At 65.2% G+C, this 21850-nt stretch carries 35 protein-coding genes and 1 pseudogene; 35 read left to right on the top strand and 1 reads right to left on the bottom strand.

Annotated features, from left to right (window positions below):
• Positions 1–58 precede the first annotated feature (58 nt).
• The 27 genes from OG246_RS04310 to OG246_RS04180 all read left to right on the top strand — a co-directional run bounded on the left by OG246_RS04310 (position 59) and on the right by OG246_RS04180 (position 15222).
• Positions 59–289, top strand: a complete 231-nt coding sequence (locus OG246_RS04310) for a hypothetical protein (RefSeq protein WP_266456032.1) — start codon at positions 59–61, stop codon at positions 287–289.
• A 5-nt stretch (positions 290–294) separates the two neighbouring features.
• Positions 295–768 (top strand): hypothetical protein, encoded by a 474-nt coding sequence (locus OG246_RS04305; protein WP_266456030.1) that lies wholly within the window; start codon positions 295–297, stop codon positions 766–768.
• A 162-nt stretch (positions 769–930) separates the two neighbouring features.
• On the top strand, positions 931–1314 hold the full coding sequence (locus tag OG246_RS04300) for a hypothetical protein (protein WP_266456028.1): 384 nt from the start codon (positions 931–933) through the stop codon (positions 1312–1314).
• Positions 1315–1527: 213 nt separating this feature from the next.
• On the top strand, positions 1528–2775 hold the full coding sequence (locus tag OG246_RS04295; protein ID WP_266456026.1) for an acyltransferase: 1248 nt from the start codon (positions 1528–1530) through the stop codon (positions 2773–2775).
• A 447-nt stretch (positions 2776–3222) separates the two neighbouring features.
• A complete protein-coding gene (rpsJ, locus tag OG246_RS04290) occupies positions 3223–3531 on the top strand; it encodes a 30S ribosomal protein S10 (RefSeq protein WP_003948644.1) in 309 nt (102 codons plus the stop codon).
• Positions 3532–3548: 17 nt separating this feature from the next.
• The gene (gene rplC / locus OG246_RS04285) at positions 3549–4193 is read left to right on the top strand and encodes a 50S ribosomal protein L3 (RefSeq protein ID WP_266456024.1); all 645 of its coding nucleotides are present in this window, start codon (positions 3549–3551) and stop codon (positions 4191–4193) included.
• Positions 4194–4198: 5 nt separating this feature from the next.
• Positions 4199–4855 carry a 50S ribosomal protein L4 gene (rplD, locus tag OG246_RS04280; protein ID WP_266456022.1) on the top strand — a complete coding sequence of 219 codons (657 nt, stop codon included), beginning with the start codon at positions 4199–4201 and terminating at the stop codon, positions 4853–4855.
• Entirely contained in the window at positions 4855–5271 is a 417-nt protein-coding gene (rplW, locus tag OG246_RS04275; RefSeq protein WP_266456020.1) for a 50S ribosomal protein L23, read from the top strand. Before rplD ends, rplW begins: the two co-directional genes overlap by 1 nt.
• A gap of 39 nt (positions 5272–5310) precedes the next feature.
• Complete coding sequence (rplB, locus tag OG246_RS04270) at positions 5311–6147, top strand: 50S ribosomal protein L2 (RefSeq protein ID WP_043676819.1); 837 nt, start codon at positions 5311–5313, stop codon at positions 6145–6147.
• Between the two features lie 12 nt (positions 6148–6159).
• A complete protein-coding gene (rpsS, locus tag OG246_RS04265; protein WP_266456015.1) occupies positions 6160–6441 on the top strand; it encodes a 30S ribosomal protein S19 in 282 nt (93 codons plus the stop codon).
• Between the two features lie 42 nt (positions 6442–6483).
• Positions 6484–6831: a 50S ribosomal protein L22 gene (gene rplV / locus OG246_RS04260; protein WP_266456014.1), complete on the top strand. Its 348-nt coding sequence runs from the start codon at positions 6484–6486 to the stop codon at positions 6829–6831.
• Entirely contained in the window at positions 6831–7685 is an 855-nt protein-coding gene (gene rpsC, locus OG246_RS04255) for a 30S ribosomal protein S3 (protein ID WP_266456011.1), read from the top strand. Before rplV ends, rpsC begins: the two co-directional genes overlap by 1 nt.
• A 5-nt stretch (positions 7686–7690) precedes the next feature.
• Positions 7691–8110, top strand: a complete 420-nt coding sequence (gene rplP, locus OG246_RS04250) for a 50S ribosomal protein L16 (protein ID WP_099500627.1) — start codon at positions 7691–7693, stop codon at positions 8108–8110.
• A complete protein-coding gene (gene rpmC, locus OG246_RS04245; RefSeq protein WP_003998824.1) occupies positions 8110–8334 on the top strand; it encodes a 50S ribosomal protein L29 in 225 nt (74 codons plus the stop codon). The genes rplP and rpmC overlap by 1 nt, the downstream gene beginning before the upstream one ends.
• Positions 8334–8618, top strand: a complete 285-nt coding sequence (rpsQ, locus tag OG246_RS04240; protein ID WP_266455996.1) for a 30S ribosomal protein S17 — start codon at positions 8334–8336, stop codon at positions 8616–8618. The genes rpmC and rpsQ overlap by 1 nt, the downstream gene beginning before the upstream one ends.
• A gap of 103 nt (positions 8619–8721) precedes the next feature.
• The gene (gene rplN / locus OG246_RS04235) at positions 8722–9090 is read left to right on the top strand and encodes a 50S ribosomal protein L14 (protein WP_003992364.1); all 369 of its coding nucleotides are present in this window, start codon (positions 8722–8724) and stop codon (positions 9088–9090) included.
• 2 nt (positions 9091–9092) lie between these two features.
• Complete coding sequence (gene rplX / locus OG246_RS04230) at positions 9093–9416, top strand: 50S ribosomal protein L24 (protein WP_266455993.1); 324 nt, start codon at positions 9093–9095, stop codon at positions 9414–9416.
• Entirely contained in the window at positions 9416–9973 is a 558-nt protein-coding gene (gene rplE, locus OG246_RS04225) for a 50S ribosomal protein L5 (RefSeq protein WP_266455990.1), read from the top strand. The genes rplX and rplE overlap by 1 nt, the downstream gene beginning before the upstream one ends.
• Before the next feature lie 5 nt (positions 9974–9978).
• Positions 9979–10164 (top strand): type Z 30S ribosomal protein S14, encoded by a 186-nt coding sequence (locus OG246_RS04220; protein WP_261705331.1) that lies wholly within the window; start codon positions 9979–9981, stop codon positions 10162–10164.
• A 207-nt stretch (positions 10165–10371) separates the two neighbouring features.
• Positions 10372–10770, top strand: coding sequence for a 30S ribosomal protein S8 (rpsH, locus tag OG246_RS04215; protein WP_081218894.1), 399 nt, complete (start codon positions 10372–10374; stop codon positions 10768–10770).
• Between the two features lie 24 nt (positions 10771–10794).
• Positions 10795–11334, top strand: a complete 540-nt coding sequence (gene rplF / locus OG246_RS04210; protein WP_266455979.1) for a 50S ribosomal protein L6 — start codon at positions 10795–10797, stop codon at positions 11332–11334.
• A 3-nt stretch (positions 11335–11337) separates the two neighbouring features.
• Entirely contained in the window at positions 11338–11721 is a 384-nt protein-coding gene (gene rplR / locus OG246_RS04205; protein ID WP_168510320.1) for a 50S ribosomal protein L18, read from the top strand.
• A gap of 41 nt (positions 11722–11762) precedes the next feature.
• Entirely contained in the window at positions 11763–12368 is a 606-nt protein-coding gene (gene rpsE / locus OG246_RS04200; protein ID WP_006376045.1) for a 30S ribosomal protein S5, read from the top strand.
• Positions 12368–12550 (top strand): 50S ribosomal protein L30, encoded by a 183-nt coding sequence (gene rpmD, locus OG246_RS04195; RefSeq protein WP_006376032.1) that lies wholly within the window; start codon positions 12368–12370, stop codon positions 12548–12550. Before rpsE ends, rpmD begins: the two co-directional genes overlap by 1 nt.
• A 2-nt stretch (positions 12551–12552) precedes the next feature.
• A complete protein-coding gene (gene rplO, locus OG246_RS04190) occupies positions 12553–13008 on the top strand; it encodes a 50S ribosomal protein L15 (RefSeq protein ID WP_266455972.1) in 456 nt (151 codons plus the stop codon).
• 244 nt (positions 13009–13252) lie between these two features.
• The gene (gene secY / locus OG246_RS04185) at positions 13253–14566 is read left to right on the top strand and encodes a preprotein translocase subunit SecY (RefSeq protein ID WP_266455968.1); all 1314 of its coding nucleotides are present in this window, start codon (positions 13253–13255) and stop codon (positions 14564–14566) included.
• Positions 14566–15222 carry an adenylate kinase gene (locus OG246_RS04180; RefSeq protein WP_266455961.1) on the top strand — a complete coding sequence of 219 codons (657 nt, stop codon included), beginning with the start codon at positions 14566–14568 and terminating at the stop codon, positions 15220–15222. Before secY ends, OG246_RS04180 begins: the two co-directional genes overlap by 1 nt.
• 310 nt (positions 15223–15532) lie before the next feature.
• On the opposite strand, the pseudogene OG246_RS04175 reads toward OG246_RS04180, so the two are convergent.
• Positions 15533–15814: pseudogene (locus tag OG246_RS04175) on the bottom strand (XRE family transcriptional regulator); the annotation flags it as partial.
• Between the two features lie 380 nt (positions 15815–16194).
• Here OG246_RS04175 and OG246_RS04170 point away from each other — a divergent pair.
• The 8 genes from OG246_RS04170 (at position 16195) to OG246_RS04135 (ending at position 21790) form a co-directional block, all read left to right on the top strand.
• Positions 16195–17400, top strand: coding sequence for a hypothetical protein (locus OG246_RS04170; protein WP_266455959.1), 1206 nt, complete (start codon positions 16195–16197; stop codon positions 17398–17400).
• A 255-nt stretch (positions 17401–17655) separates the two neighbouring features.
• Positions 17656–18042 (top strand): hypothetical protein, encoded by a 387-nt coding sequence (locus OG246_RS04165; RefSeq protein WP_266455956.1) that lies wholly within the window; start codon positions 17656–17658, stop codon positions 18040–18042.
• Between the two features lie 179 nt (positions 18043–18221).
• Positions 18222–19058, top strand: coding sequence for a type I methionyl aminopeptidase (gene map / locus OG246_RS04160; protein ID WP_266455953.1), 837 nt, complete (start codon positions 18222–18224; stop codon positions 19056–19058).
• 141 nt (positions 19059–19199) lie between these two features.
• The gene (gene infA / locus OG246_RS04155; RefSeq protein ID WP_003948620.1) at positions 19200–19421 is read left to right on the top strand and encodes a translation initiation factor IF-1; all 222 of its coding nucleotides are present in this window, start codon (positions 19200–19202) and stop codon (positions 19419–19421) included.
• 57 nt (positions 19422–19478) lie between these two features.
• A complete protein-coding gene (gene rpmJ, locus OG246_RS04150) occupies positions 19479–19592 on the top strand; it encodes a 50S ribosomal protein L36 (RefSeq protein ID WP_003998809.1) in 114 nt (37 codons plus the stop codon).
• A gap of 207 nt (positions 19593–19799) precedes the next feature.
• On the top strand, positions 19800–20180 hold the full coding sequence (gene rpsM, locus OG246_RS04145) for a 30S ribosomal protein S13 (protein ID WP_266455950.1): 381 nt from the start codon (positions 19800–19802) through the stop codon (positions 20178–20180).
• Between the two features lie 69 nt (positions 20181–20249).
• On the top strand, positions 20250–20654 hold the full coding sequence (rpsK, locus tag OG246_RS04140; protein ID WP_006376016.1) for a 30S ribosomal protein S11: 405 nt from the start codon (positions 20250–20252) through the stop codon (positions 20652–20654).
• Positions 20655–20767: 113 nt separating this feature from the next.
• Positions 20768–21790 carry a DNA-directed RNA polymerase subunit alpha gene (locus OG246_RS04135; RefSeq protein WP_019055532.1) on the top strand — a complete coding sequence of 341 codons (1023 nt, stop codon included), beginning with the start codon at positions 20768–20770 and terminating at the stop codon, positions 21788–21790.
• The last annotated feature ends 60 nt before the right edge of the window (positions 21791–21850 follow it).

Raw genomic sequence — 21850 nt, 5'->3', positions numbered from 1 at the left:
AGAATCCTGGGAAGAGGCCAAGCATAGGTACCCCGTGGGGTCCACCGCTCGGGGAAGGGTGAAGGACCGGTTCGACTTCGGGGTCTTCCTGGAACTCGAGGACGCTCCCGAAGTTCACGGCTTCATCGACCTCCTGTCGTACAACCCGGACGGCACCATCAACGACCCCGATGCTCCGCCCGTCCCGATGCCTGAGGTCGGGGACGTCGTCGAGGGAGTCGTCGCGGTGCACGTCGACCGCGACCGGCAGATCCGGATCCGCGTCGGCCGTCCGTATTGGGAGTCGTGATTCCCATGGGCCGGACGTCCCCGCACGACTGGGAAAGTGGCGAGGGTCTGCTGGGTGTCGACGACCCCGCCGAGGTGGACGCGGCATTCGAGCGCGGCGCGGGACATCTTGGGACGGCGGTGATCGGGCTGGCCTTCAACTGTTCGCTGGAGGAGGCGTCGCCTCGGATTGTCCGGGCGATGCGGCTGCCGGACATCGCTCAACGCGGGTTCGCGTTCACCGCGGCGTTCACCGCGGCCCGGCTCAACGGCGAGTTGACACCAGAGCTGTACGCCGCGCTGCGCGCCGAGGGCCCCGTTGGCACCGCCGACGACGCCATCAGAGACACCCTGACCTTTGTGCCGTTCCGGCAGCTGCCGCCGTGGTTCAAGTGGCAGATGGTGCGTATCACCGTGCTGGACAAACTGGAGTACTGGTGGACGCGGTCAGAGGATGCCGTGGGCGATGCCTGGCGGGCCCTGCGCGGACGCCGCCCGTGAGCGGGTGGGTTTCGTACGCGGCCGGTGCCCTCTGGATTTGGGGGCGGAGGAGCACCGCGAAGGAGAAGCCCGAGGTCGCGCTCGGGGAGTGGTGGAAACGCAAGCCGGTGTGCCTGCCCTGGGACTGAGCCGGCCATCAGCACGGGACAGGAGGAATCCGGCGTGGGTGACGGGGATTGGGCCTGGCCGCCCAAGCCGGGCCGTGACGAGGGAACCGCGGAGTTCCTGCTGCGTCTCGATGAAGGGATGCTCGGATACTTTCGCGAGATGGCGAGCGAAATGGTGGGGCGATTCGGGATTTCCCGTGCCGAGGCGGTGGCCAGGATCAATGAGAGGTATCAGGGCCTGGACATCGAGCCCTACCCCGACCTCATGTGTCACGAGGGCCCGGAATTCTGGGCCCATGGCGCGTACTACTACCCCGACGAAAGGGATCGGCTTCCGACGGGAGACGTACACGCGGACGCGGCCATCGACTTCACGCGGCTGCGGGTCCGCCCGCTGCCGCCCCAGGGCTCACCCGTCTGGACTCTCCGGCCCGAGTAGGCGCCCGCCTCCCGGAGTTGAAGCTTCCGCCTTCGCCAGGTGAAGCATCGGGGAACGCCGTGCGGCGTCTCGGTGGCGGTTTCGGCAACTGCGGGTCTCGCGCGTGAGTAATGTTCTTGTCTGGTCGCTGTGGGGTGGTTGTGACGGTCGTAGCCTGAGCTGTTCCGGTGGCTGTTCGGCTCCGGATTCCCTTGTGATGGCGGGTGGGTGCTCATGCGCGGCGCGGCAGGCGAATCGGCGATACCCGTGCGGGGCGCGGGTGGGTTGAAACAGCCGCTTCCCCCGCTCGCCGAGTCGGACTGGCGCACCGGTGTCGCCGCGGCCGAGCGGCTCGTGCAGCCGCCCGCGCCCGTCCGGGAGGGGAAGCCCGCCACCGCTCGCGCGCAGCGGGCGGGCAGCCGGCTGTACGCCATCGACGGCATCCGGATAGCCGCCGCGCTGATGGTGGCCGTGCACCACTTCGCCGGCACGAACCGGAGCAACCAGCCGGGCAACATCATCTGGGACCGTCCGGTGTCCGACATCATGCCCAACGTGTTCCGCGTCGCCACATACGGCTGGATCGGCGTCGAGATCTTCTTCGTGATCAGCGGGTTCGTGATCTGCATGTCGTGCTGGGGGCGCACCCCGCGGCAGTTCTTCGTCTCGCGGGTGATCCGGCTCTACCCGGCGTACTGGTTCGCCATCGCCTTCACCACGGCCGTCCTGGTGGCCGTACCCGGGGTGTGGGAGCGACTGCGGCTGCGGGAGATCCTGCTCAACTTCACGATGCTGCAGTCCGGTTCGGGTGTGGCCAACGCCGACGGCGTCTACTGGACCCTCTGGGCGGAACTGCGCTTCTACCTGCTCTTCATGATCGTCGTCGCCGCCGGCCTGACGTACCGCAGGGTCGTGATCTTCTGCTGCGTGTGGGGTGCCGCGGCGATGCTCGCCCCGGTGTCCAAGTTCCCCCTGCTGGTGCTCGTCGCCAACCCCGAGGGTGCCTGGTACTTCATCGCGGGGCTCGCCCTCTACCTCATGCACCGCTTCGGCCAGGACCTGCTGCTGTGGGGCATCCTCGCCATGTCGTGGCTGATGGGTCAGCTGGAGCTGGGGCACCGGATCGACTCGGTCGAGCACGTCTCCAGCTGGCGCGGTGCCGTGCTGATCTTCACGGTGTTCCTGCTGGTCATGGTCGGTATCGCGCTCGGCATGACCGACCGGATCCGCTGGAAGTGGCTCGTCACCGCCGGCACGATGACGTACCCGCTTTATCTGATGCACTACGCGGCCGGTACGGCGCTGATCAACCGCCTGCACGACACCATGGACCCCCGGCTGCTGGTCGTCGCCGTGATCGCCGGCTTCCTGGTCCTGAGCTACCTGGTCCACCGCTTCGTGGAGCGTCCCGTGGCGCGGCTGCTGAAGAAGGGGCTCGACACCTCCTTCGCCCGGCTGCGCAACGCCGGAAACACGGCTTGATCAGGAACAGGGCCCGATGGACCGAGCCTGTGTTTGACCTGCGTCACCTTCGGGGTACGATCCTCGGCTCGATTGGCCAGGCCCATGCCCCGTATGGCAGACTGTCGGAGTTGCTCGGTCGAGTGCCGATGCTGCGCGTCTCCCGTCGGGAGGACCGGAAGCGAGTCCCACAGTACTCGTCGCTTCAACTGCCGTAAGGCAGCGCTGAGGCGGACGTACGGGAATCTTTCGGGAAGTGTCAGCGGGGTGCAGACCAGGCGCCCGGTGGGTGTTCCAGCCCCCGGTCCAGCGGTTGCTTTCGGGCGGGCCGCGTCCCTCGCAGGGAAAATCCGTAACGGATATCTGTGCGGCAGGAGCGCGACACACCCGACCGCGTGGGTCGGAGGACGGGGACGCGAACCCCCGGGTTCCAGAGCGTTTCACTAGACAAAGGACTACTGAGTAGCCATGGCGGGACAGAAGATCCGCATCCGGCTCAAGGCCTACGACCACGAGGTCATCGATTCCTCGGCGAAGAAGATCGTCGAGACGGTGACGCGTACTGGTGCGTCGGTCGCGGGCCCGGTGCCGCTGCCCACTGAGAAGAACGTGTACTGCGTCATCAAGTCGCCGCACAAGTACAAGGACTCGCGCGAGCACTTCGAGATGCGCACGCACAAGCGCCTGATCGACATTCTCGACCCGACCCCCAAGACCGTTGACTCCCTGATGCGACTCGACCTCCCGGCCGGTGTCGACATCGAGATCAAGCTCTAGGGATCGGTGATCTGAGAATGGCTAAGCAGATCAAGGGCATCCTGGGCGAGAAGCTCGGCATGACGCAGGTGTGGGACGAGAACAACCGTGTTGTTCCCGTCACCGTCGTCAAGGCCGGCCCGAACGTCGTGACCCAGGTCCGTACGAATGACTCCGACGGCTACGAGTCGGTCCAGATCGCCTTCGGCGAGATCGACCCTCGCAAGGTGAACAAGCCCCTCAAGGGTCACTTCGCCAAGGCCGACGTCACCCCCCGCCGCCACCTCGTCGAGATCCGTACCGCTGACGCCAGCGAGTACACCCTTGGCCAGGAGATCACCGCCGAGACCTTCGAGGCCGGCGTCAAGGTGGACGTGACCGGCAAGAGCAAGGGCAAGGGCTTCGCCGGTGTCATGAAGCGCCACAACTTCCGTGGCCTCGGCGCCGGACACGGTGTCCAGCGCAAGCACCGCTCGCCCGGTTCCATCGGTGGCTGTGCCACCCCCGGCCGTGTGTTCAAGGGCATGCGTATGGCGGGCCGTATGGGCAACGAGCGGGTCACCACACAGAACCTGACCGTTCACGCTGTTGACGCGGAGAAGGGACTGCTCCTCATCAAGGGAGCCATCCCCGGTCCGAACGGCGGCCTCGTCCTGGTCCGTACCGCGGCGAAGGGGGTCTGAGGAACATGACCACCATTGACATTCAGTCGCCCTCCGGCGACACCGCTGGGACTGTTGAGCTCCCGGCCGAGATCTTCGATGTAGAGAAGATCAGCATCCCGCTGCTCCACCAGGTCGTCGTCGCACAGCTGGCCGCTGCCCGTCAGGGCACGCACAAGGTCAAGCGTCGTGGCGAGGTCCGCGGTGGTGGCCGCAAGCCTTACCGCCAGAAGGGCACCGGCCGCGCCCGTCAGGGTTCGACCCGCGCCCCGCAGTTCGCCGGCGGTGGCGTCGTCCACGGCCCCACGCCGCGTGACTACTCGCAGCGGACCCCGAAGAAGATGAAGGCCGCGGCCCTGCGCCACGCCCTCACCGACCGGGCCCGCAACGCTCGCATCCACGTCATCACCGACGTGATCGACGGCGAGACCATCTCCACCAAGGCCGCGAAGAGCTTCCTCGGCAAGATCTCGGAGCGCAAGAACGTGCTCCTGGTCATCGAGCGCTCCAACGAGGCCGCGCTGCTTTCCGCGCGCAACCTGCCCCAGGTCCACATCCTGGAGCCGGGCCAGCTGAACACGTACGACGTTCTCGTCTCGGACGACGTGGTCTTCACCCAGGCCGCTTTCGAGTCCTTCGTGTCTGGCCCCCAGGCCGCTGACACCGAAGGGAGCGAAGCCTGATGGCTACGCGTCACCCGAGCATTGCCTCGAAGGCCGCCAAGGCCAAGAAGGTCGCGCGCATCGCCAAGGCGAAGCGCCACGAGACCGAGGGCAAGAACACCGTCGAGACGCCGCTGAGCAAGAGCTTCACGGACCACCGTGACGTCCTTCTCAAGCCGGTCGTCTCCGAGAAGAGCTACGCGCTGCTCGACGAGGGCAAGTACACCTTCGTCGTCGCGCCGGGCGCCAACAAGACCCAGATCAAGCAGGCCGTCCAGGCGGTCTTCTCGGTCAAGGTCACCGGCGTCAACACGATCAACCGTCAGGGTAAGCGCAAGCGGACCAAGAGCGGTTTCGGTAAGCGTGCTGACACCAAGCGCGCGATCGTGACCCTCGCTGAGGGCGACCGTATCGACATCTTCGGCCAGGCCTCCTAACGGAGCGCCCTGGTCCGAATATCGGACGAGGACTGAGAAATGGGAATCCGCAAGTACAAGCCGACTACGCCGGGCCGCCGTGGCTCCAGCGTCGCCGACTTCGTCGAGGTCACGCGGTCCACGCCGGAGAAGTCGCTGGTTCGCCCCCTGCACAGCAAGGGCGGCCGTAACAATTCCGGTCGTGTGACCGTTCGCCACCAGGGTGGCGGACACAAGCGCGCCTACCGCGTCATCGACTTCCGTCGCCATGACAAGGACGGCGTGCCGGCGAAGGTCGCGCACATCGAGTACGACCCCAACCGCACCGCGCGCATCGCGCTGCTGCACTACGCGGACGGCGAGAAGCGTTACATCCTCGCCCCCCGCAACCTGTCGCAGGGCGACCGCGTCGAGAACGGTCCTGGGGCCGACATCAAGCCGGGCAACAACCTGGCGCTCCGCAACATCCCGGTCGGTACCACGATCCACGCGATCGAGCTCCGTCCGGGTGGCGGCGCCAAGTTCGCCCGCTCCGCCGGCGCCTCGGTGCAGCTGCTCGCGAAGGAGGGCACCATGGCCCACCTCCGCATGCCCTCCGGTGAGATCCGTCTGGTCGACCAGCGCTGCCGCGCCACGGTCGGCGAGGTCGGCAACGCAGAGCAGAGCAACATCAACTGGGGCAAGGCCGGCCGCAAGCGCTGGCTGGGCGTCCGCCCGTCCGTTCGCGGTGTGGCGATGAACCCGGTTGACCACCCGCACGGTGGTGGTGAGGGCAAGACCTCCGGTGGTCGCCACCCGGTCTCCCCGTGGGGTCAGAAGGAGGGTCGTACTCGCTCGCCGAAGAAGGCTTCGAGCAAGTACATCGTCCGCCGCCGCAAGTCGAACAAGAAGCGCTAGGAGCGGGTTTAGATGCCGCGCAGTCTCAAGAAGGGGCCCTTCGTCGACGACCACCTGATCAAGAAGGTGGACGTACAGAACGAAGCCGGCACCAAGAACGTCATCAAGACCTGGTCCCGTCGCTCGATGATCATCCCGGCCATGCTCGGTCACACGATCGCGGTGCACAACGGCAAGATCCACATCCCGGTGTTTGTCACCGAGTCGATGGTCGGCCACAAGCTCGGCGAGTTCTCGCCGACGCGCACCTTCCGGGGTCACGTCAAGGACGACCGGAAGACGAAGCGCCGCTAGCGCGGGGTGGAATCGACCATGACAGACACTGGAAGGACAACCATGGAAGCCAGGGCCCAGGCGCGGTACATCCGCGTTACGCCCATGAAGGCCCGCCGTGTGGTGGACCTTATCCGTGGCATGGATGCCACGGAGGCTCAGGCGGTCCTGCGTTTCGCCGCGCAGGCCGCGAGCGTGCCGGTTGGCAAGGTGCTCGACAGCGCCATCGCCAACGCCGCGCACAACTACGACCACACCGACGCCGGCAGCCTTGTCATCTCTGAGGCGTACGTCGACGAGGGTCCGACCCTGAAGCGGTTCCGTCCGCGCGCCCAGGGCCGTGCCTACCGGATCCGCAAGCGGACCAGCCACATCACCGTGGTCGTCAGCAGCAAGGAAGGAACCCGGTAATGGGCCAGAAGGTTAACCCGCATGGGTTCCGGCTCGGCATTACCACGGACTTCAAGTCCCGTTGGTACGCCGACAAGCTGTACAAGGACTACGTCAAGGAAGACGTCGCCATCCGTCGGATGATGACGTCCGGCATGGAGCGCGCCGGCATCTCGAAGGTTGAGATCGAGCGCACCCGTGACCGTGTGCGTGTGGACATCCACACCGCGCGTCCCGGCATCGTCATCGGCCGCCGTGGCGCCGAGGCCGACCGCATCCGCGGCGACCTCGAGAAGCTCACGGGCAAGCAGGTCCAGCTGAACATCCTCGAGGTCAAGAACCCCGAGACGGACGCTCAGCTGGTTGCTCAGGCCGTTGCCGAGCAGCTGTCCTCCCGCGTCTCCTTCCGGCGTGCCATGCGTAAGAGCATGCAGTCGTCGATGAAGGCCGGCGCCAAGGGCATCAAGATCCAGTGTGGTGGACGTCTCGGCGGCGCCGAGATGTCCCGCTCGGAGTTCTACCGCGAGGGCCGTGTGCCCCTGCACACGCTCCGCGCGAACGTCGACTACGGCTTCTTCGAGGCCAAGACGACCTTCGGCCGCATCGGCGTGAAGGTCTGGATCTACAAGGGCAACGTCAAGAACATCGCCGAGGTCCGCGCCGAGAACGCCGCTGCCCGTGCGGGTAACCGCCCGGCGCGCGGTGGCGCGGGTGGCGGCGGTGACCGCCCGGCCCGTGGTGGTGCCCGTGGTGGCGAGCGTGGCGGCCGCGGCCGCAAGCCGCAGCAGCAGTCCGCGCCGGCAGCCGAGGCCCCCAAGGCCGACGCTCCCGCCGCCGCTGCCGCTCCGGCTGAGAGCACCGGAACGGAGGCCTGACCGACATGCTGATCCCTCGTAGGGTCAAGCACCGCAAGCAGCACCACCCGAAGCGCCGTGGTCAGGCCAAGGGCGGTACGCAGGTCTCGTTCGGCGAGTACGGCATTCAGGCCCTCACGCCGGCTTACGTGACCAACCGCCAGATCGAGGCGGCGCGTATCGCGATGACCCGCCACATCAAGCGTGGCGGCAAGGTCTGGATCAACATCTACCCGGACCGCCCGCTGACCAAGAAGCCTGCCGAGACCCGCATGGGTTCCGGTAAGGGTTCGCCCGAGTGGTGGGTCGCGAACGTGCACCCGGGCCGGGTCATGTTCGAACTGTCCTACCCCAACGAGAAGATCGCCCGTGAGGCCCTTACTCGCGCAGCCCACAAGCTGCCGATGAAGTGCCGGATCGTCAAGCGCGAGGCAGGTGAAGCGTGATGTCGGCCGGTACCAAGGCGTCCGAGCTGCGCGAACTGGGTGACGAGGAGCTTCTCGCGAAGCTTCGCGAAGCCAAGGAAGAGCTGTTCAACCTCCGCTTCCAGGCGGCGACCGGTCAGCTCGAGAACCACGGGCGGCTCAAGGCCGTCCGCAAGGACATCGCGCGGATCTACACCCTGATGCGTGAGCGCGAGCTGGGCATCGAGACGGTGGAGAGCGCCTGATGAGTGAGAACAACGTGACCGAGACCGCTGAGGCTCGTAGCTTCCGTAAGACCCGTGAGGGTCTCGTCGTCAGCGACAAGATGGACAAGACCGTCGTCGTCGCTGTCGAGGACCGCGTCAAGCACGCGCTGTACGGCAAGGTCATCCGCCGTACCAGCAAGCTCAAGGCCCACGACGAGCAGAATGCCGCCGGCATCGGCGACCGCGTCCTCCTGATGGAGACCCGGCCGCTGTCCTCGACGAAGCGCTGGCGCATCGTCGAGATCCTCGAGAAGGCCAAGTAATTACCTGAGGGGTTTCCCTCAGGTTGGTTCCGCCAGGCTCGGGGCGGGGTCGCCGTAAAGGCCGACCCCGCCCCGGGAACCGGCAGACAATCAGGAGATAGACGTGATCCAGCAGGAGTCGCGACTGCGTGTCGCCGACAACACTGGTGCGAAGGAAATCCTTTGCATCCGTGTGCTCGGTGGCTCCGGTCGCCGCTACGCGGGCATCGGCGACGTCATCGTCGCCACCGTCAAGGACGCGATCCCCGGCGGCAATGTGAAGAAGGGTGACGTCATCAAGGCGGTCATCGTTCGCACCGTCAAGGAGCGCCGCCGTCCGGACGGCTCGTACATCCGCTTCGACGAGAACGCCGCTGTCATTCTCAAGAACGACGGCGACCCTCGTGGCACCCGTATCTTCGGCCCGGTGGGCCGGGAGCTGCGCGAGAAGAAGTTCATGAAGATCATCTCGCTCGCGCCGGAGGTGCTGTAAGCATGAAGATCAAGAAGGGTGACACGGTTCAGGTCATCACCGGCAAGGACAAGGGCAAGCAGGGCAAGGTCATTGCGGCCTACCCCCGCGAGGACCGCGTCCTGGTCGAGGGTGTCAACCGGGTCAAGAAGCACACCAAGGCCGGCCCGACCGCAAAGGGTTCGCAGGCCGGCGGCATCGTCACGACCGAGGCGCCCGTCCACGTCTCCAACGTCCAGCTGGTCGTTGAGAAGGACGGCAACAAGGTCGTCACGCGTGTCGGTTACCGCTTCGACGACGAGGGCAACAAGATCCGCGTTGCCAAGCGGACGGGTGAGGACATCTGATGGCTACCACCACGACTCCGCGTCTCAAGACGAAGTACCGCGAGGAGATCGCGGGCAAGCTGCTTGAAGAGTTCGCGTACGCGAACGTCATGCAGGTTCCCGGCCTCGTCAAGATCGTGGTCAACATGGGTGTCGGCGACGCCGCCCGTGACTCGAAGCTCATGGACGGTGCCGTCCGTGACCTGACCACGATCACCGGTCAGAAGCCGGCCGTCACCAAGGCCCGCAAGTCCATCGCGCAGTTCAAGCTGCGTGAGGGTCAGCCGATCGGTGCCCACGTCACGCTCCGTGGCGACCGCATGTGGGAGTTCCTGGACCGCACCCTGTCGCTCGCGCTTCCGCGCATCCGCGACTTCCGTGGTCTGTCCCCCAAGCAGTTCGACGGCCGTGGCAACTACACCTTCGGTCTCACGGAGCAGGTCATGTTCCACGAGATCGACCAGGACAAGATCGACCGCGTCCGGGGTATGGACATCACCGTGGTCACCACGGCGACCAACGACGCTGAGGGCCGCGCCCTTCTCCGTCACCTCGGCTTCCCCTTCAAGGAGGCGTAACCGAGATGGCGAAGAAGGCTCTGATTGCCAAGGCTGCTCGTAAGCCCAAGTTCGGCGTACGTGGCTACACGCGCTGCCAGCGCTGCGGCCGTCCGCACTCCGTGTACCGCAAGTTCGGCCTGTGCCGCATCTGCCTTCGTGAGATGGCTCACCGTGGCGAGCTGCCGGGCGTGACCAAGAGCTCCTGGTAATCCCTTAGTTGGGATTACCCGAGGCTCTCGGTAAGCAATGGGTCGGTAAGGTGCCCTGCTCTCCATGGCTTAGGCTAGGAGGGTTGGGCGCCTGCCGCCCGTACGACTTACTACGCCGTAGGTCCCCGCACCGCACCCGTCCCGCCACTGAGTGGGGAGAGGGATGGCGCACTGGAAACCCCGGCGAGAGAGGCCGAAGGCCAATTCATGACCATGACTGATCCCATCGCAGACATGCTTACTCGTCTGCGTAACGCGAACTCGGCGTACCACGACGATGTCGCGATGCCGCACAGCAAGATCAAGTCTCACATCGCGGAGATCCTCCAGCAGGAGGGCTTCATCACCGGCTGGAAGGTCGAGGACGCCGAGGTCGGCAAGAAGCTCGTCCTCGAGCTGAAGTTCGGCCCGAACCGTGAGCGCTCCATCGCGGGCATCAAGCGGATCTCGAAGCCGGGTCTGCGTGTGTACGCGAAGTCCACCTCCCTGCCCAAGGTGCTCGGTGGCCTCGGCGTGGCGATCATCTCCACGTCGCACGGTCTCCTCACTGGACAGCAGGCCGGCAAGAAGGGCGTAGGCGGAGAAGTTCTCGCCTACGTCTGGTAGCGGAAGGGAACGGAGGAAAAAGCTATGTCGCGTATTGGCAAGCTCCCCATCACGGTTCCCGCCGGCGTGGACGTCACCATCGACGGCCGTACGGTCCAGGTGAAGGGCCCCAAGGGCTCTCTCTCCCACACCGTCGCGGCGCCTATCGATGTCGCCAAGGGTGAGGACGGCATTCTCAATGTCACCCGCCCGAACGACGAGCGTCAGAACAAGGCCCTGCACGGCCTGTCCCGCACGCTGGTGGCGAACATGATCACCGGCGTGACCCAGGGTTACGTGAAGAAGCTCGAAATCAGCGGTGTCGGTTACCGCGTCCTGGCGAAGGGCTCCAACCTGGAGTTCTCGCTCGGCTACAGCCACTCGATCACGGTCGAGGCGCCCGAGGGCATCTCGTTCAAGGTCGAGAACCCGACGCACTTCTCGGTCGAGGGCATCGACAAGCAGAAGGTCGGAGAGGTTGCGGCCAACATCCGCAAGCTGCGGAAGCCCGACCCGTACAAGGCCAAGGGTGTCAAGTACGAAGGCGAAGTCATCCGCCGCAAGGTCGGAAAGGCGGGTAAGTAAGCCATGGCATACGGTGTCAAGATTGCTAAGGGCGACGCTTACAAGCGTGCTGCCATCAAGCGTCGTCACATCCGGATCCGTAAGCACATCTCGGGTACGGCTGAGCGTCCGCGCCTGGTCGTGACGCGCTCCAACCGCCACATCGTGGCCCAGGTCATCGACGACGTTAAGGGTCACACCCTGGCGTCGGCGTCGACCCTGGACACGACCGTCCGCGGTGCCGAGGGCGACAAGTCCGCGCAGGCCAAGTCGGTCGGCGCCCTGGTTGCCGAGCGCGCCAAGGCCGCCGGTGTCGAGGCTGTCGTATTCGACCGTGGTGGAAACCAGTACGCCGGGCGCATTGCCGCTCTGGCGGACGCCGCCCGCGAAGCCGGACTCAAGTTCTGAGTCGGTTCCGTAGCTAGCGGAAACAGAGAGAGGTAATTCCAATGGCTGGACCCCAGCGCCGCGGAAGCGGTGCCGGTGGCGGCGAGCGGCGGGACCGGAAGGGTCGCGACGGTGGCGCAGCTGCCGCCGAGAAGACCGCCTACGTTGAGCGCGTTGTCGCGATCAACCGCGTTGCCAAGGTTGTGAAGGGTGGTCGTCGCTTCAGCTTCACTGCGCTCGTCGTAGTGGGCGATGGTGACGGCACCGTCGGTGTCGGTTACGGCAAGGCCAAGGAGGTGCCGGCCGCGATCGCCAAGGGTGTTGAAGAGGCCAAGAAGCACTTCTTCAAGGTTCCCCGTATCCAGGGCACCATCCCGCACCCGATCACGGGCGAGAAGGCCGCGGGCGTCGTCCTGCTCAAGCCTGCTTCCCCCGGTACCGGCGTTATCGCCGGTGGCCCGGTGCGTGCTGTCCTGGAGTGCGCCGGCGTTCACGACATCCTGTCGAAGTCGCTCGGCTCGTCCAACGCGATCAACATCGTGCACGCGACTGTGGCGGCCCTCAAGGGCCTGCAGCGTCCCGAGGAGATCGCGGCCCGCCGCGGTCTGCCCCTCGAGGACGTCGCCCCCGCGGCTCTGCTTCGTGCACGTGCGGGAGCGGGTGCGTAATGGCTCGCCTCAAGGTCACGCAGACGAAGTCGTACATCGGCAGCAAGCAGAACCACCGTGACACCCTGCGGTCCCTTGGTCTCAAGGGGATCAACACCGTGGTCGTCAAGGAGGACCGCCCCGAGTTCCGCGGAATGGTTCACACCGTCCGCCACCTCGTGACGGTTGAGGAGGTCGACTGATCATGGGTGAGAACAACCCGCTCAAGATCCACAACCTCCGTCCCGCCCCGGGCGCCAAGACCGCCAAGACCCGTGTGGGTCGTGGTGAGGCGTCGAAGGGTAAGACGGCTGGTCGTGGTACCAAGGGCACGAAGGCCCGTTACCAGGTTCCGGAGCGCTTCGAGGGTGGCCAGATGCCCCTCCACATGCGTCTTCCGAAGCTCAAGGGCTTCCGGAACCCGTTCAAGACCGAGTACCAGGTCGTGAACCTCGACAAGCTGGCGTCGCTGTACCCGGAGGGTGGCGAAGTCACCGTCGAGGGGCTCGTCGCCAACGGTGCGGTTCGCAAGAACAGCCTCGTCAAGGTCCTCGGCCAGGGCGAGATCACCGTGGCGCTGCAGGTGACGGTTGACGCCGTCTCCGGCTCCGCCAAGGAGAAGATCACCGCCGCCGGCGGTACCGTCACCGAGCTCGTCTGAATTCTCCAGGCGTCTCGATGACTTGAGCGATCCCAGCCGGGGATGCCCCACAAAAGGGGCATCCCCGGTTGGTCGTTCCAAGGGGGGCAGTGTCGCCGGTAAGGTGGCCTGCGCTGCCGAATTTCGTCCGGTGCGTCTCAAGGGAACTCCGGGCGGCCTTTGACTGTTGGTTAGCTGTCAGATATCCGTCGAACCTCAAGACCGTCACCTCTGACGCAGTAGCGCGGGGGTCGCAGGAGGCACCGTGCTCACCGCGTTCGCCCGGGCGTTCAAGACGCCCGACCTGCGCAAGAAGCTGCTCTTCACGCTCGGCATCATCGTGGTCTATCGGGTGGGTACGCACATCCCGATCCCGGGTGTCGACTACCAGAACGTGCAGACCTGTATCGAAGTGGCCAAGGGCAACCAAGGTCTGTTCGGTCTGGTCAACATGTTCAGTGGTGGCGCGCTGTTGCAGATCACGATCTTCGCGCTGGGCATCATGCCGTACATCACGGCGAGCATCATCCTCCAGCTGCTGACCGTGGTGATCCCGCGCCTGGAAGCCCTCAAGAAGGAGGGCTCGGCCGGCACCGCGAAGATCACGCAGTACACCCGCTACCTGACGGTGGCGCTGGCCATCCTCCAGGGCACCGGCCTGGTCGCGACCGCTCGCAGCGGCGCGCTCTTCAGCGGCTGCCAGGTGGCCACCGAGATCGTGCCCGACCAGTCGATCTTCGTCACCATCACGATGGTCATCACCATGACCGCCGGTACGGCCGTCGTCATGTGGCTCGGTGAGCTCATCACCGACCGCGGCATCGGCAACGGCATGTCGATCCTGATGTTCATCTCGATCGCCGCGACCTTCCCGGCCGCCCTGTGGTCCATCAAGACCTCGGGCACGCTGGCCGACGGCTGGATCGAGTTCGGCACGGTCATCCTGGTCGGCCTGGTCATGGTCGGCCTGGTGGTCTTCGTCGAGCAGGCTCAGCGCCGGATCCCGGTCCAGTACGCGAAGCGCATGATCGGCCGCCGGTCCTACGGCGGCACGTCGACGTACATTCCGCTGAAGGTCAACCAGGCGGGCATCATCCCTGTGATCTTTGCCTCGTCGCTGCTCTACATCCCGGCTCTGATCGCACAGTTCTCCAGCGGAACGTCCAGCTGGAAGACCTGGATCGAGACAAACCTGACCAAGGGTGACCACCCGATCTACATCACGGTCTACTTCTTGCTGATCGTTTTCTTCGCCTTCTTCTACGTGGCCATCTCCTTCAACCCCGAAGAAGTAGCCGACAACATGAAGAAGTATGGTGGCTTCATCCCGGGCATCCGGGCCGGCCGGCCGACCGCAGAGTACCTGGGATACGTACTCAACCGGATCACGTGGCCGGGTTCGCTGTATCTGGGTCTGATCGCTCTCGTGCCGACGATGGCGTTGGTCGGGTTCCAGGCGAACCAGAACTTCCCGTTCGGCGGGACCAGCATCCTGATCATCGTGGGTGTCGGTCTGGAGACGGTGAAGCAGATCGAGAGCCAGCTCCAGCAGCGCAATTACGAAGGGTTCCTCCGCTGATGCGAATCGTCCTCGTCGGGCCGCCTGGCGCCGGAAAGGGTACGCAGGCCGCGTTCCTCGCCCAGAACCTGTCGATCCCGCACATCTCCACGGGCGACCTGTTCCGCGCCAACATCAGTCGGCAGACGGAGCTCGGCAAACTGGCGAAGTCCTACATGGACAAGGGCGAGCTGGTACCGGACGAGGTCACCATCGCGATGGCCAAGGACCGCATGGAGCAGCCGGACGCGGAGAACGGCTTCCTGCTCGACGGCTTCCCTCGTAACGTCTCGCAGGCCGAGGCGCTCGACGAGATGCTGAAGAACGAGGGCATGAAGCTCGACGCCGTGCTGGACCTCGAGGTCCCCGAGGACGAAGTGGTCAAGCGGATCGCCGGCCGCCGCATCTGCCGGAACGACTCGGCGCACGTTTTCCATGTCACGTACAAGGCGCCGAAGCAGGAAGGCGTCTGCGACGTCTGCGGCGGCGAGCTGTACCAGCGTGACGACGACTCCGAGGCCACCGTGCGTACGCGCCTGGAGGTCTACCACACGCAGACCGAGCCGATCATCGACTACTACAAGGCCCAGGGCCTGGTGGTCACTATCTTGGCGCTCGGCAAGGTGGAAGAGGTCACGGCTCGCGCGATGGAGGCGCTTCAGCGCGACGAGGACTGACTAGGGTCTGTCTGGGTTCGGATCACGAGAAGGCCGGACCCGTCGACCGTGAGAACGCCCGTCCCGGGGGCTTCCTGCCCCCGGGACGGGCGTTTTCGTGCGCCCCTGAGCCTGCGGTCGCCGCGAGGCCCCGTACCGCCGGGGCGGGCGTTGCGGCGGCTCTACGCGCCGCAGTGAGTGCGATCAACCGGGCGACGGCCAGGGGGCGCGCACAGCATCGCGGCCGACGACATCGGCACCGACCAGTACGAAGCGCAGGCCTGCGCCTCAAGCTCGGCCATGTCCACTCGAAGCACGCCCAGGTAGGTAGCTGGTTCAGCGTGGCGGGCGCGACGTCCGGCTGTCCGTCGAGCTGGTAGCCCCGAGCCTCTTCGATGCGGTGCCGGGCCCGGCGTGGCCTCGAGGGGATCGAGACCGCATCGGCCGCTGCGGCCTGCCGGACCGACTCCCCGCCCTGATGCGGCTCCACGGCCACGGTGACCGCGTGCGCGCCCATGATGGCGCGCGAGAACGACGTCACGGGTGGTAGGTCCCCCTGGAGCCGGTAGGCCATGGCACGGGCCTGGTCCCAGTACCCCCACGCCGTGCCGGTCGTTGCCGAGGCATTCCTCAACTCCGTCGCACTTGTTCGGTCCGCCGCCAGTTATGAGCCCGCACGCGGTGTCAGATCGCTGTATAACCGGAACCCCTCCGTCAGGTCGACCCATAGAGGCTGTGGCGTAGATCACTCTCGAGGGTGCGCTCTTACTCAATGTGTTCTCGGCGAGTTCAAATCTGTTCATGTATGTCCAGATTGCCGTGTGGTCGGCGCTCGCCCCTGCATGAAGGCTCCCCGTCTGGTCACCTTCCGTGAGGGCTATGCAAACCTCAGGGAAACCTCAAATTCACTTTTCGCTTGATCACCCTCGCCTAGGGTCCTGTTCAGCCGGACTGAATCCGAAATCCAGTCTTCTTTCCTGTGGGGGTACAGACGTGAAACCCGGACAGTTGGTCCGCGAGGATGTCGAGGGGGCTTCGGAGGGGATGCGCCACGACATAAGCGGGTCGATGTCCGGTGTGCGGCGTCGGAAGGTGCGCCGTTTCGTGATGGCCGGCATCGGTACGGTTCTCGTCGGGGCGGGCATTGCAGCGGCACTCGTCGCAACCAATGGTCAGGAAGAGGAAGAGCCCGTAGGGCGTCCCGCGGGCGTGGCGGCGCATCCGGATCAGTCGCCGCCGACGCAGTTCATAGCCGCAGGGAATGTCGCCGTCTCGGCGTACTACACGGTGAAGTCGGAGAAGCGGGCGAACGGTGACGGAGCCCTTTCCTTCAATTGGAACCTCCTGAACTCGACCACGGATCGGTACGAGGAGACGGACTGGGCTTGGCTCGATGTGGCGCCGGGGATGAAGACCGCAGCGGTATTGGAGCGCGGCCTGCCGGTCCACCGCATTGGAATCGTGGATCTGGCCACCGGCAAGGTGGAACGGTGGATAAAGACGGACCAGGGCGTTGGCGGTGTGCAGTTCTCGCCGGATGGCAAGCGTCTGGTCGCAACCGCCTATGACATCAATCCGGACGGGCTTTTCAAGGACGCGTCCTACCGGCTGAACGGCAAGATCGTGCCGGGGCCGAAGCCGAGCCGTGCGGGGTTCTATGTCATCGATGCCGCCTCTGGTCAGGCGGATTTCAGCGCGCGCCCGCCCAGGAAGAGTGACGACGGGCTCGTCGTCGGCGGCGGGCGCCAGGACATCGCCTGGAGCCGTGACGGCAAGCTGCTGTGGGAGCCCTGGAGCACCAAGGCGGGCAGGGTCTTCTACAGCGTGGACGGTGAAGAGGTGCCTGTCCCGAAGTCGGAGGAGGAGCTGAGCTCGCCGGGAGCCGTCTCCCCTGACGGGAAGCTGGTAACAGGCCGGTTCGTGGGCGAGGGTGGCCAGATCGTCTCTGAGGTGTTGGACGCCAGGACCGGTGAGCGCGAGGCACTCGTGCCCGGTCAGCAGCTGCTGGCCTGGGCCGACGACGATTGGCTCATCGCCTTCAGGTGCGATCCCGAGCAATGTGAACCCAGCAAGGGTGAGTTCCGAAATCAACTCATTCTTGCCAGCTCGGATGGAAAGGAAGTCATCCCCCTTTCCGGCTTCCGGCCATCTTCCCTCAGCGACGCCAGTCGCTGGACTCCAATCCTTAGCAATCGCTGACCGGATTCGCCGGCTCCGGGAATTCCCGTGGTAGCCGGCGTATTGGCTGTAAAGACCTGCTCTGCCGTGCCCGATTGTGTTCCTGATTGCTGCTTGCCTCTTGATTCTTCTGTTTATGAAGAGCCGATTGACGGTGGACATTCAGAATCTTGGTCGGTAGGGTAAATCTAGATCGCTGCGGAACCGCACAGAAATGGTGTTCTGCAGACTGTCCGGGTCCTTTTAGGGCTCATGAGAAAAAGGGGTGGGAATCGAATGAATAAGACCATGATTAGACGCGGTGTAATGGCCGCCGCGGCCGCCGCCACGGTGGTTGGTTTCTCGGCCGGTCCGGCTGCAGCGGCGACTGGCAGCCAGATAGTCTCCCTGCCGTCCAGCCGTGGCTACATGTACTACAAGGATGACGGTGATGTATTCACCGTCTGCGACACCTACGCTGACGGCTACGGTGTCACCGGGCAGCTGAAGACCCTCAACAGCACGGGCACCGGAATCGTGACCGTCTTGACCGTCGATGACGGTGGTGACTCTGGCTGTGACTCGAGCACTTACGACATCATCGGCGCCAAGTCGTACAGCATGTGGGTGAACTGGCACGGCAATTCCTCCTGGTACGAGTCCGTGGTGTTCTCCGAGTCCTAAACACTGCGATAACTCTGCGATAGACCGAAGCTCCGGCCGGTGCGGGCGATCAACTGGTGTGCCTGCACCGACCGGGGCTTTGTCGTGCTCGGTGTGACGCGCCACTCCCCGTTCGATGGGTGCCAGTCGCACGCGTATCCTGGAGCGCCGTGTACCAATGGCAGGAGGCGCAATCCATCATGGTGGAAATCAAGACCCCCGCGCAGATCGCCAAGATGCGTGAGGCGGGCCTGGTCGTTGCCGCCATCCACGCGGCCACCCGTGAGGCGGCCGTGCCCGGTGCCACGACGAAGGATCTGGACGAGGTCGCGCGCAAGGTACTTGCCGAGCACGGGGCCAAGTCGAACTTTCTCGGGTACGGCGGATTCCCTGCCACCATCTGCACCTCGGCCAACGAGGTCGTCGTCCATGGCATCCCGGACGACAAGACCGTCCTGAAGGACGGCGACATCATCTCCATCGACGCCGGCGCGATCGTCGACGGCTGGCACGGCGATGCGGCATACACCGCGTTCGTGGGCACCGGTCACGCCCCGGAGCTCATCGAGCTCTCCCGGGTGACCGAGGAGTCGATGTGGGCGGGCATCGCCGCGATGAAGCTGGGGAACCGGCTCGTCGACGTCTCCCGCGCCATCGAGACGTACATCCGCCGCCAGCCCAAGGTCGGCGGCGGCCGCTACGGCATCGTCGAGGACTACGGCGGCCACGGCATCGGCACCGAGATGCACATGGACCCGCACCTCCTCAACTACGTCGAGCGCCGACGCGGCAAGGGCCCGAAGCTGGTCCCCGGCTTCTGCCTCGCCATCGAGCCGATGGTCTCCCTGGGCACCCCGAAGACCGAGGTGCTGGAGGATGACTGGACCGTTATTACTACGGACGGCACCTGGTCCTCGCACTGGGAGCACTCCGTCGCGCTGACGGAGGAGGGGCCGCTTGTGCTGACGGCTCCCGACGGTGGGAAAGCGAAGCTGGCGGAGTATGGGATTACGGCCGCGCCGGACCCGGTGGCTTAATGATCTTCGAAGCAGGGCATTCTTCCTCGATTCGTCTTTCCGGGTGCCCTGACGTAGACTGACTCGTCGGCTCTCGTGCACCCGCATGCCTGCATGCGCTCGTACAGAGTCGATCAGGGTAGTCGATTCGAAGGGCGAAGCGTGGCCAAGAAGCAAGGTGCCATCGAGATCGAGGGCACTGTCGTCGAGTCTCTTCCGAACGCAATGTTCAAGGTTGAGCTCCAGAACGGCCACCAGGTTCTGGCACACATCAGCGGCAAGATGCGCATGCACTACATCCGCATCCTCCCTGACGACAGGGTCGTGGTGGAGCTGTCTCCGTACGACCTGACGCGTGGCCGGATCGTCTACCGGTACAAGTAGATCTTGCCTGTGCCCCGCTTCCGCGGGGTGGTGGCACTGACCCGGAGAACCTCACCAATGAAGGTCAAGCCGAGCGTCAAGAAGATCTGCGACAAGTGCAGGGTGATCCGCCGTCACGGCCGGGTCATGGTCATCTGCGAAAACCCGCGCCACAAGCAGCGCCAGGGCTGACGCACGACCGACCTTCTGCATCCGCAGATACTTCGCGCGACGCAAGTAGTACATGTTCATACGCAGAGCCCAGGGCTGAGTTCATCAGGCCTGACACCCCCGGTCGGAGGCTGGGGACCCGGTTCGTACCGAATCTTCGACATGAAGAGGACGGCGGGCGGGAGCCGGTTCTGCGGAAGACCTCCGAACGACAACTGGAGCCATTGAATGGCACGCGTTTCCGGTGTTGACATCCCGCGCGAAAAGCGCGTGGAGGTTGCCCTCACCTACGTGTTCGGCATCGGCCGGACCCTCTCGCAGAAGACGCTGGCCGAGACCGGCGTCAACCCTGACACCCGCGTTCGTGACCTCTCCGAGGAGGAGCTGGTCAGGATCCGCGAGTACGTGGACGCCAACTTCAAGACCGAGGGTGACCTCCGTCGCGAGGTGCAGGCCGACATCCGCCGCAAGGTCGAGATCGGCTGCTACCAGGGTCTGCGTCACCGTCGCGGCCTGCCCGTTCACGGTCAGCGCACCAGCACGAACGCTCGTACCCGCAAGGGCCCGCGTCGCGCGATCGCCGGTAAGAAGAAGCCGGGCAAGAAGTAGTCCACAGCGGACAACGCTTCATCAGCGGTCTTCGCTGTAGGACCGACCACCTCCCCGTAGGAGTAATAGATGCCCCCCAAGGGTCGTCAGGGCGCTGCCAAGAAGGTGCGCCGCAAGGAAAAGAAGAACGTCGCCCACGGGCACGCTCACATCAAGAGCACGTTCAACAACACGATCGTCTCGATCACGGACCCCGCGGGCAACGTGATCTCCTGGGCCTCCGCCGGCCACGTCGGCTTCAAGGGCTCGCGCAAGTCCACCCCCTTCGCCGCGCAGATGGCCGCCGAGTCGGCCGCCCGTCGCGCGCAGGAGCACGGCATGCGCAAGGTTGACGTCTTCGTGAAGGGCCCGGGCTCCGGTCGCGAGACCGCGATCCGCTCCCTCCAGGCCACTGGCCTCGAGGTCGGCTCCATCCAGGACGTCACCCCCACGCCGCACAACGGCTGCCGTCCGCCCAAGCGCCGCCGCGTCTGACGCACGGTTGTCTTAGGTTTCGGGCGGTATGGCCTTTCGGGGCCGTGCCGCCCGTACCCTTGTAGTACTCAAGGGCATCAAATAGTGGGTGCCCATGACTGAAGGATTCCTTCATGCTTATTGCTCAGCGCCCGTCGCTGACCGAAGAGGTCGTTGACGAGTTCCGCTCCCGGTTCGTGATCGAGCCGCTGGAGCCGGGCTTCGGCTACACCCTCGGCAACTCCCTGCGTCGTACGCTCCTCTCCTCGATCCCCGGTGCCGCTGTCACCAGCATCCGGATCGACGGCGTTCTGCACGAGTTCACCACCGTGCCGGGTGTCAAGGAGGACGTCACCGACCTGATCCTCAACATCAAGCAGCTGGTCGTCTCCTCGGAGCACGACGAGCCTGTCGTGATGTACCTGCGCAAGCAGGGTCCGGGTCTGGTCACCGCCGCCGACATCGCGCCTCCGGCCGGTGTCGAGGTGCACAACCCCGACCTCGTCCTCGCCACGCTCAACGGCAAGGGCAAGCTGGAGATGGAGCTGACCGTCGAGCGCGGTCGCGGCTACGTCTCCGCCGTTCAGAACAAGCAGGTGGGGCAGGAGATCGGTCGTATCCCGGTCGACTCCATCTACTCGCCGGTGCTGAAGGTCACGTACAAGGTCGAGGCCACGCGTGTCGAGCAGCGCACCGACTTCGACAAGCTGATCGTCGACGTCGAGACCAAGCAGGCCATGCGTCCCCGTGACGCCATGGCGTCGGCCGGTAAGACCCTGGTCGAGCTGTTCGGTCTCGCCCGCGAGCTGAACATCGACGCCGAGGGCATCGACATGGGCCCGTCCCCCACGGACGCCGCCCTCGCCGCCGATCTCGCCCTGCCGATCGAGGAGCTCGAGCTCACCGTTCGGTCCTACAACTGCCTCAAGCGTGAGGGCATCCACTCCGTGGGTGAGCTCGTCGCCCGCTCCGAGGCCGACCTCCTCGACATTCGCAACTTCGGTGCGAAGTCCATCGACGAGGTCAAGGCGAAGCTGGCCGGCATGGGCCTGGCCCTCAAGGACAGCCCGCCCGGATTCGACCCGACCGCCGCCGCGGATGCCTTCGGCGCGGACGATGATGTGGACGCCGGGTTCGTCGAGACCGAGCAGTACTAAGAGCTCGGGACCGACTGCCGGTTCCTGGGTGCGGGTGCGCTGTGGCTTGTCGCGCAGTTC

Source organism: Streptomyces sp. NBC_00620 (genome assembly GCF_026341825.1).
Taxonomy (GTDB): Bacteria; Actinomycetota; Actinomycetes; order Streptomycetales; family Streptomycetaceae; genus Streptomyces.
Note: the sequence above shows the minus strand (reverse complement) of the source record. Positions and strands in the feature narration are given on the sequence as shown.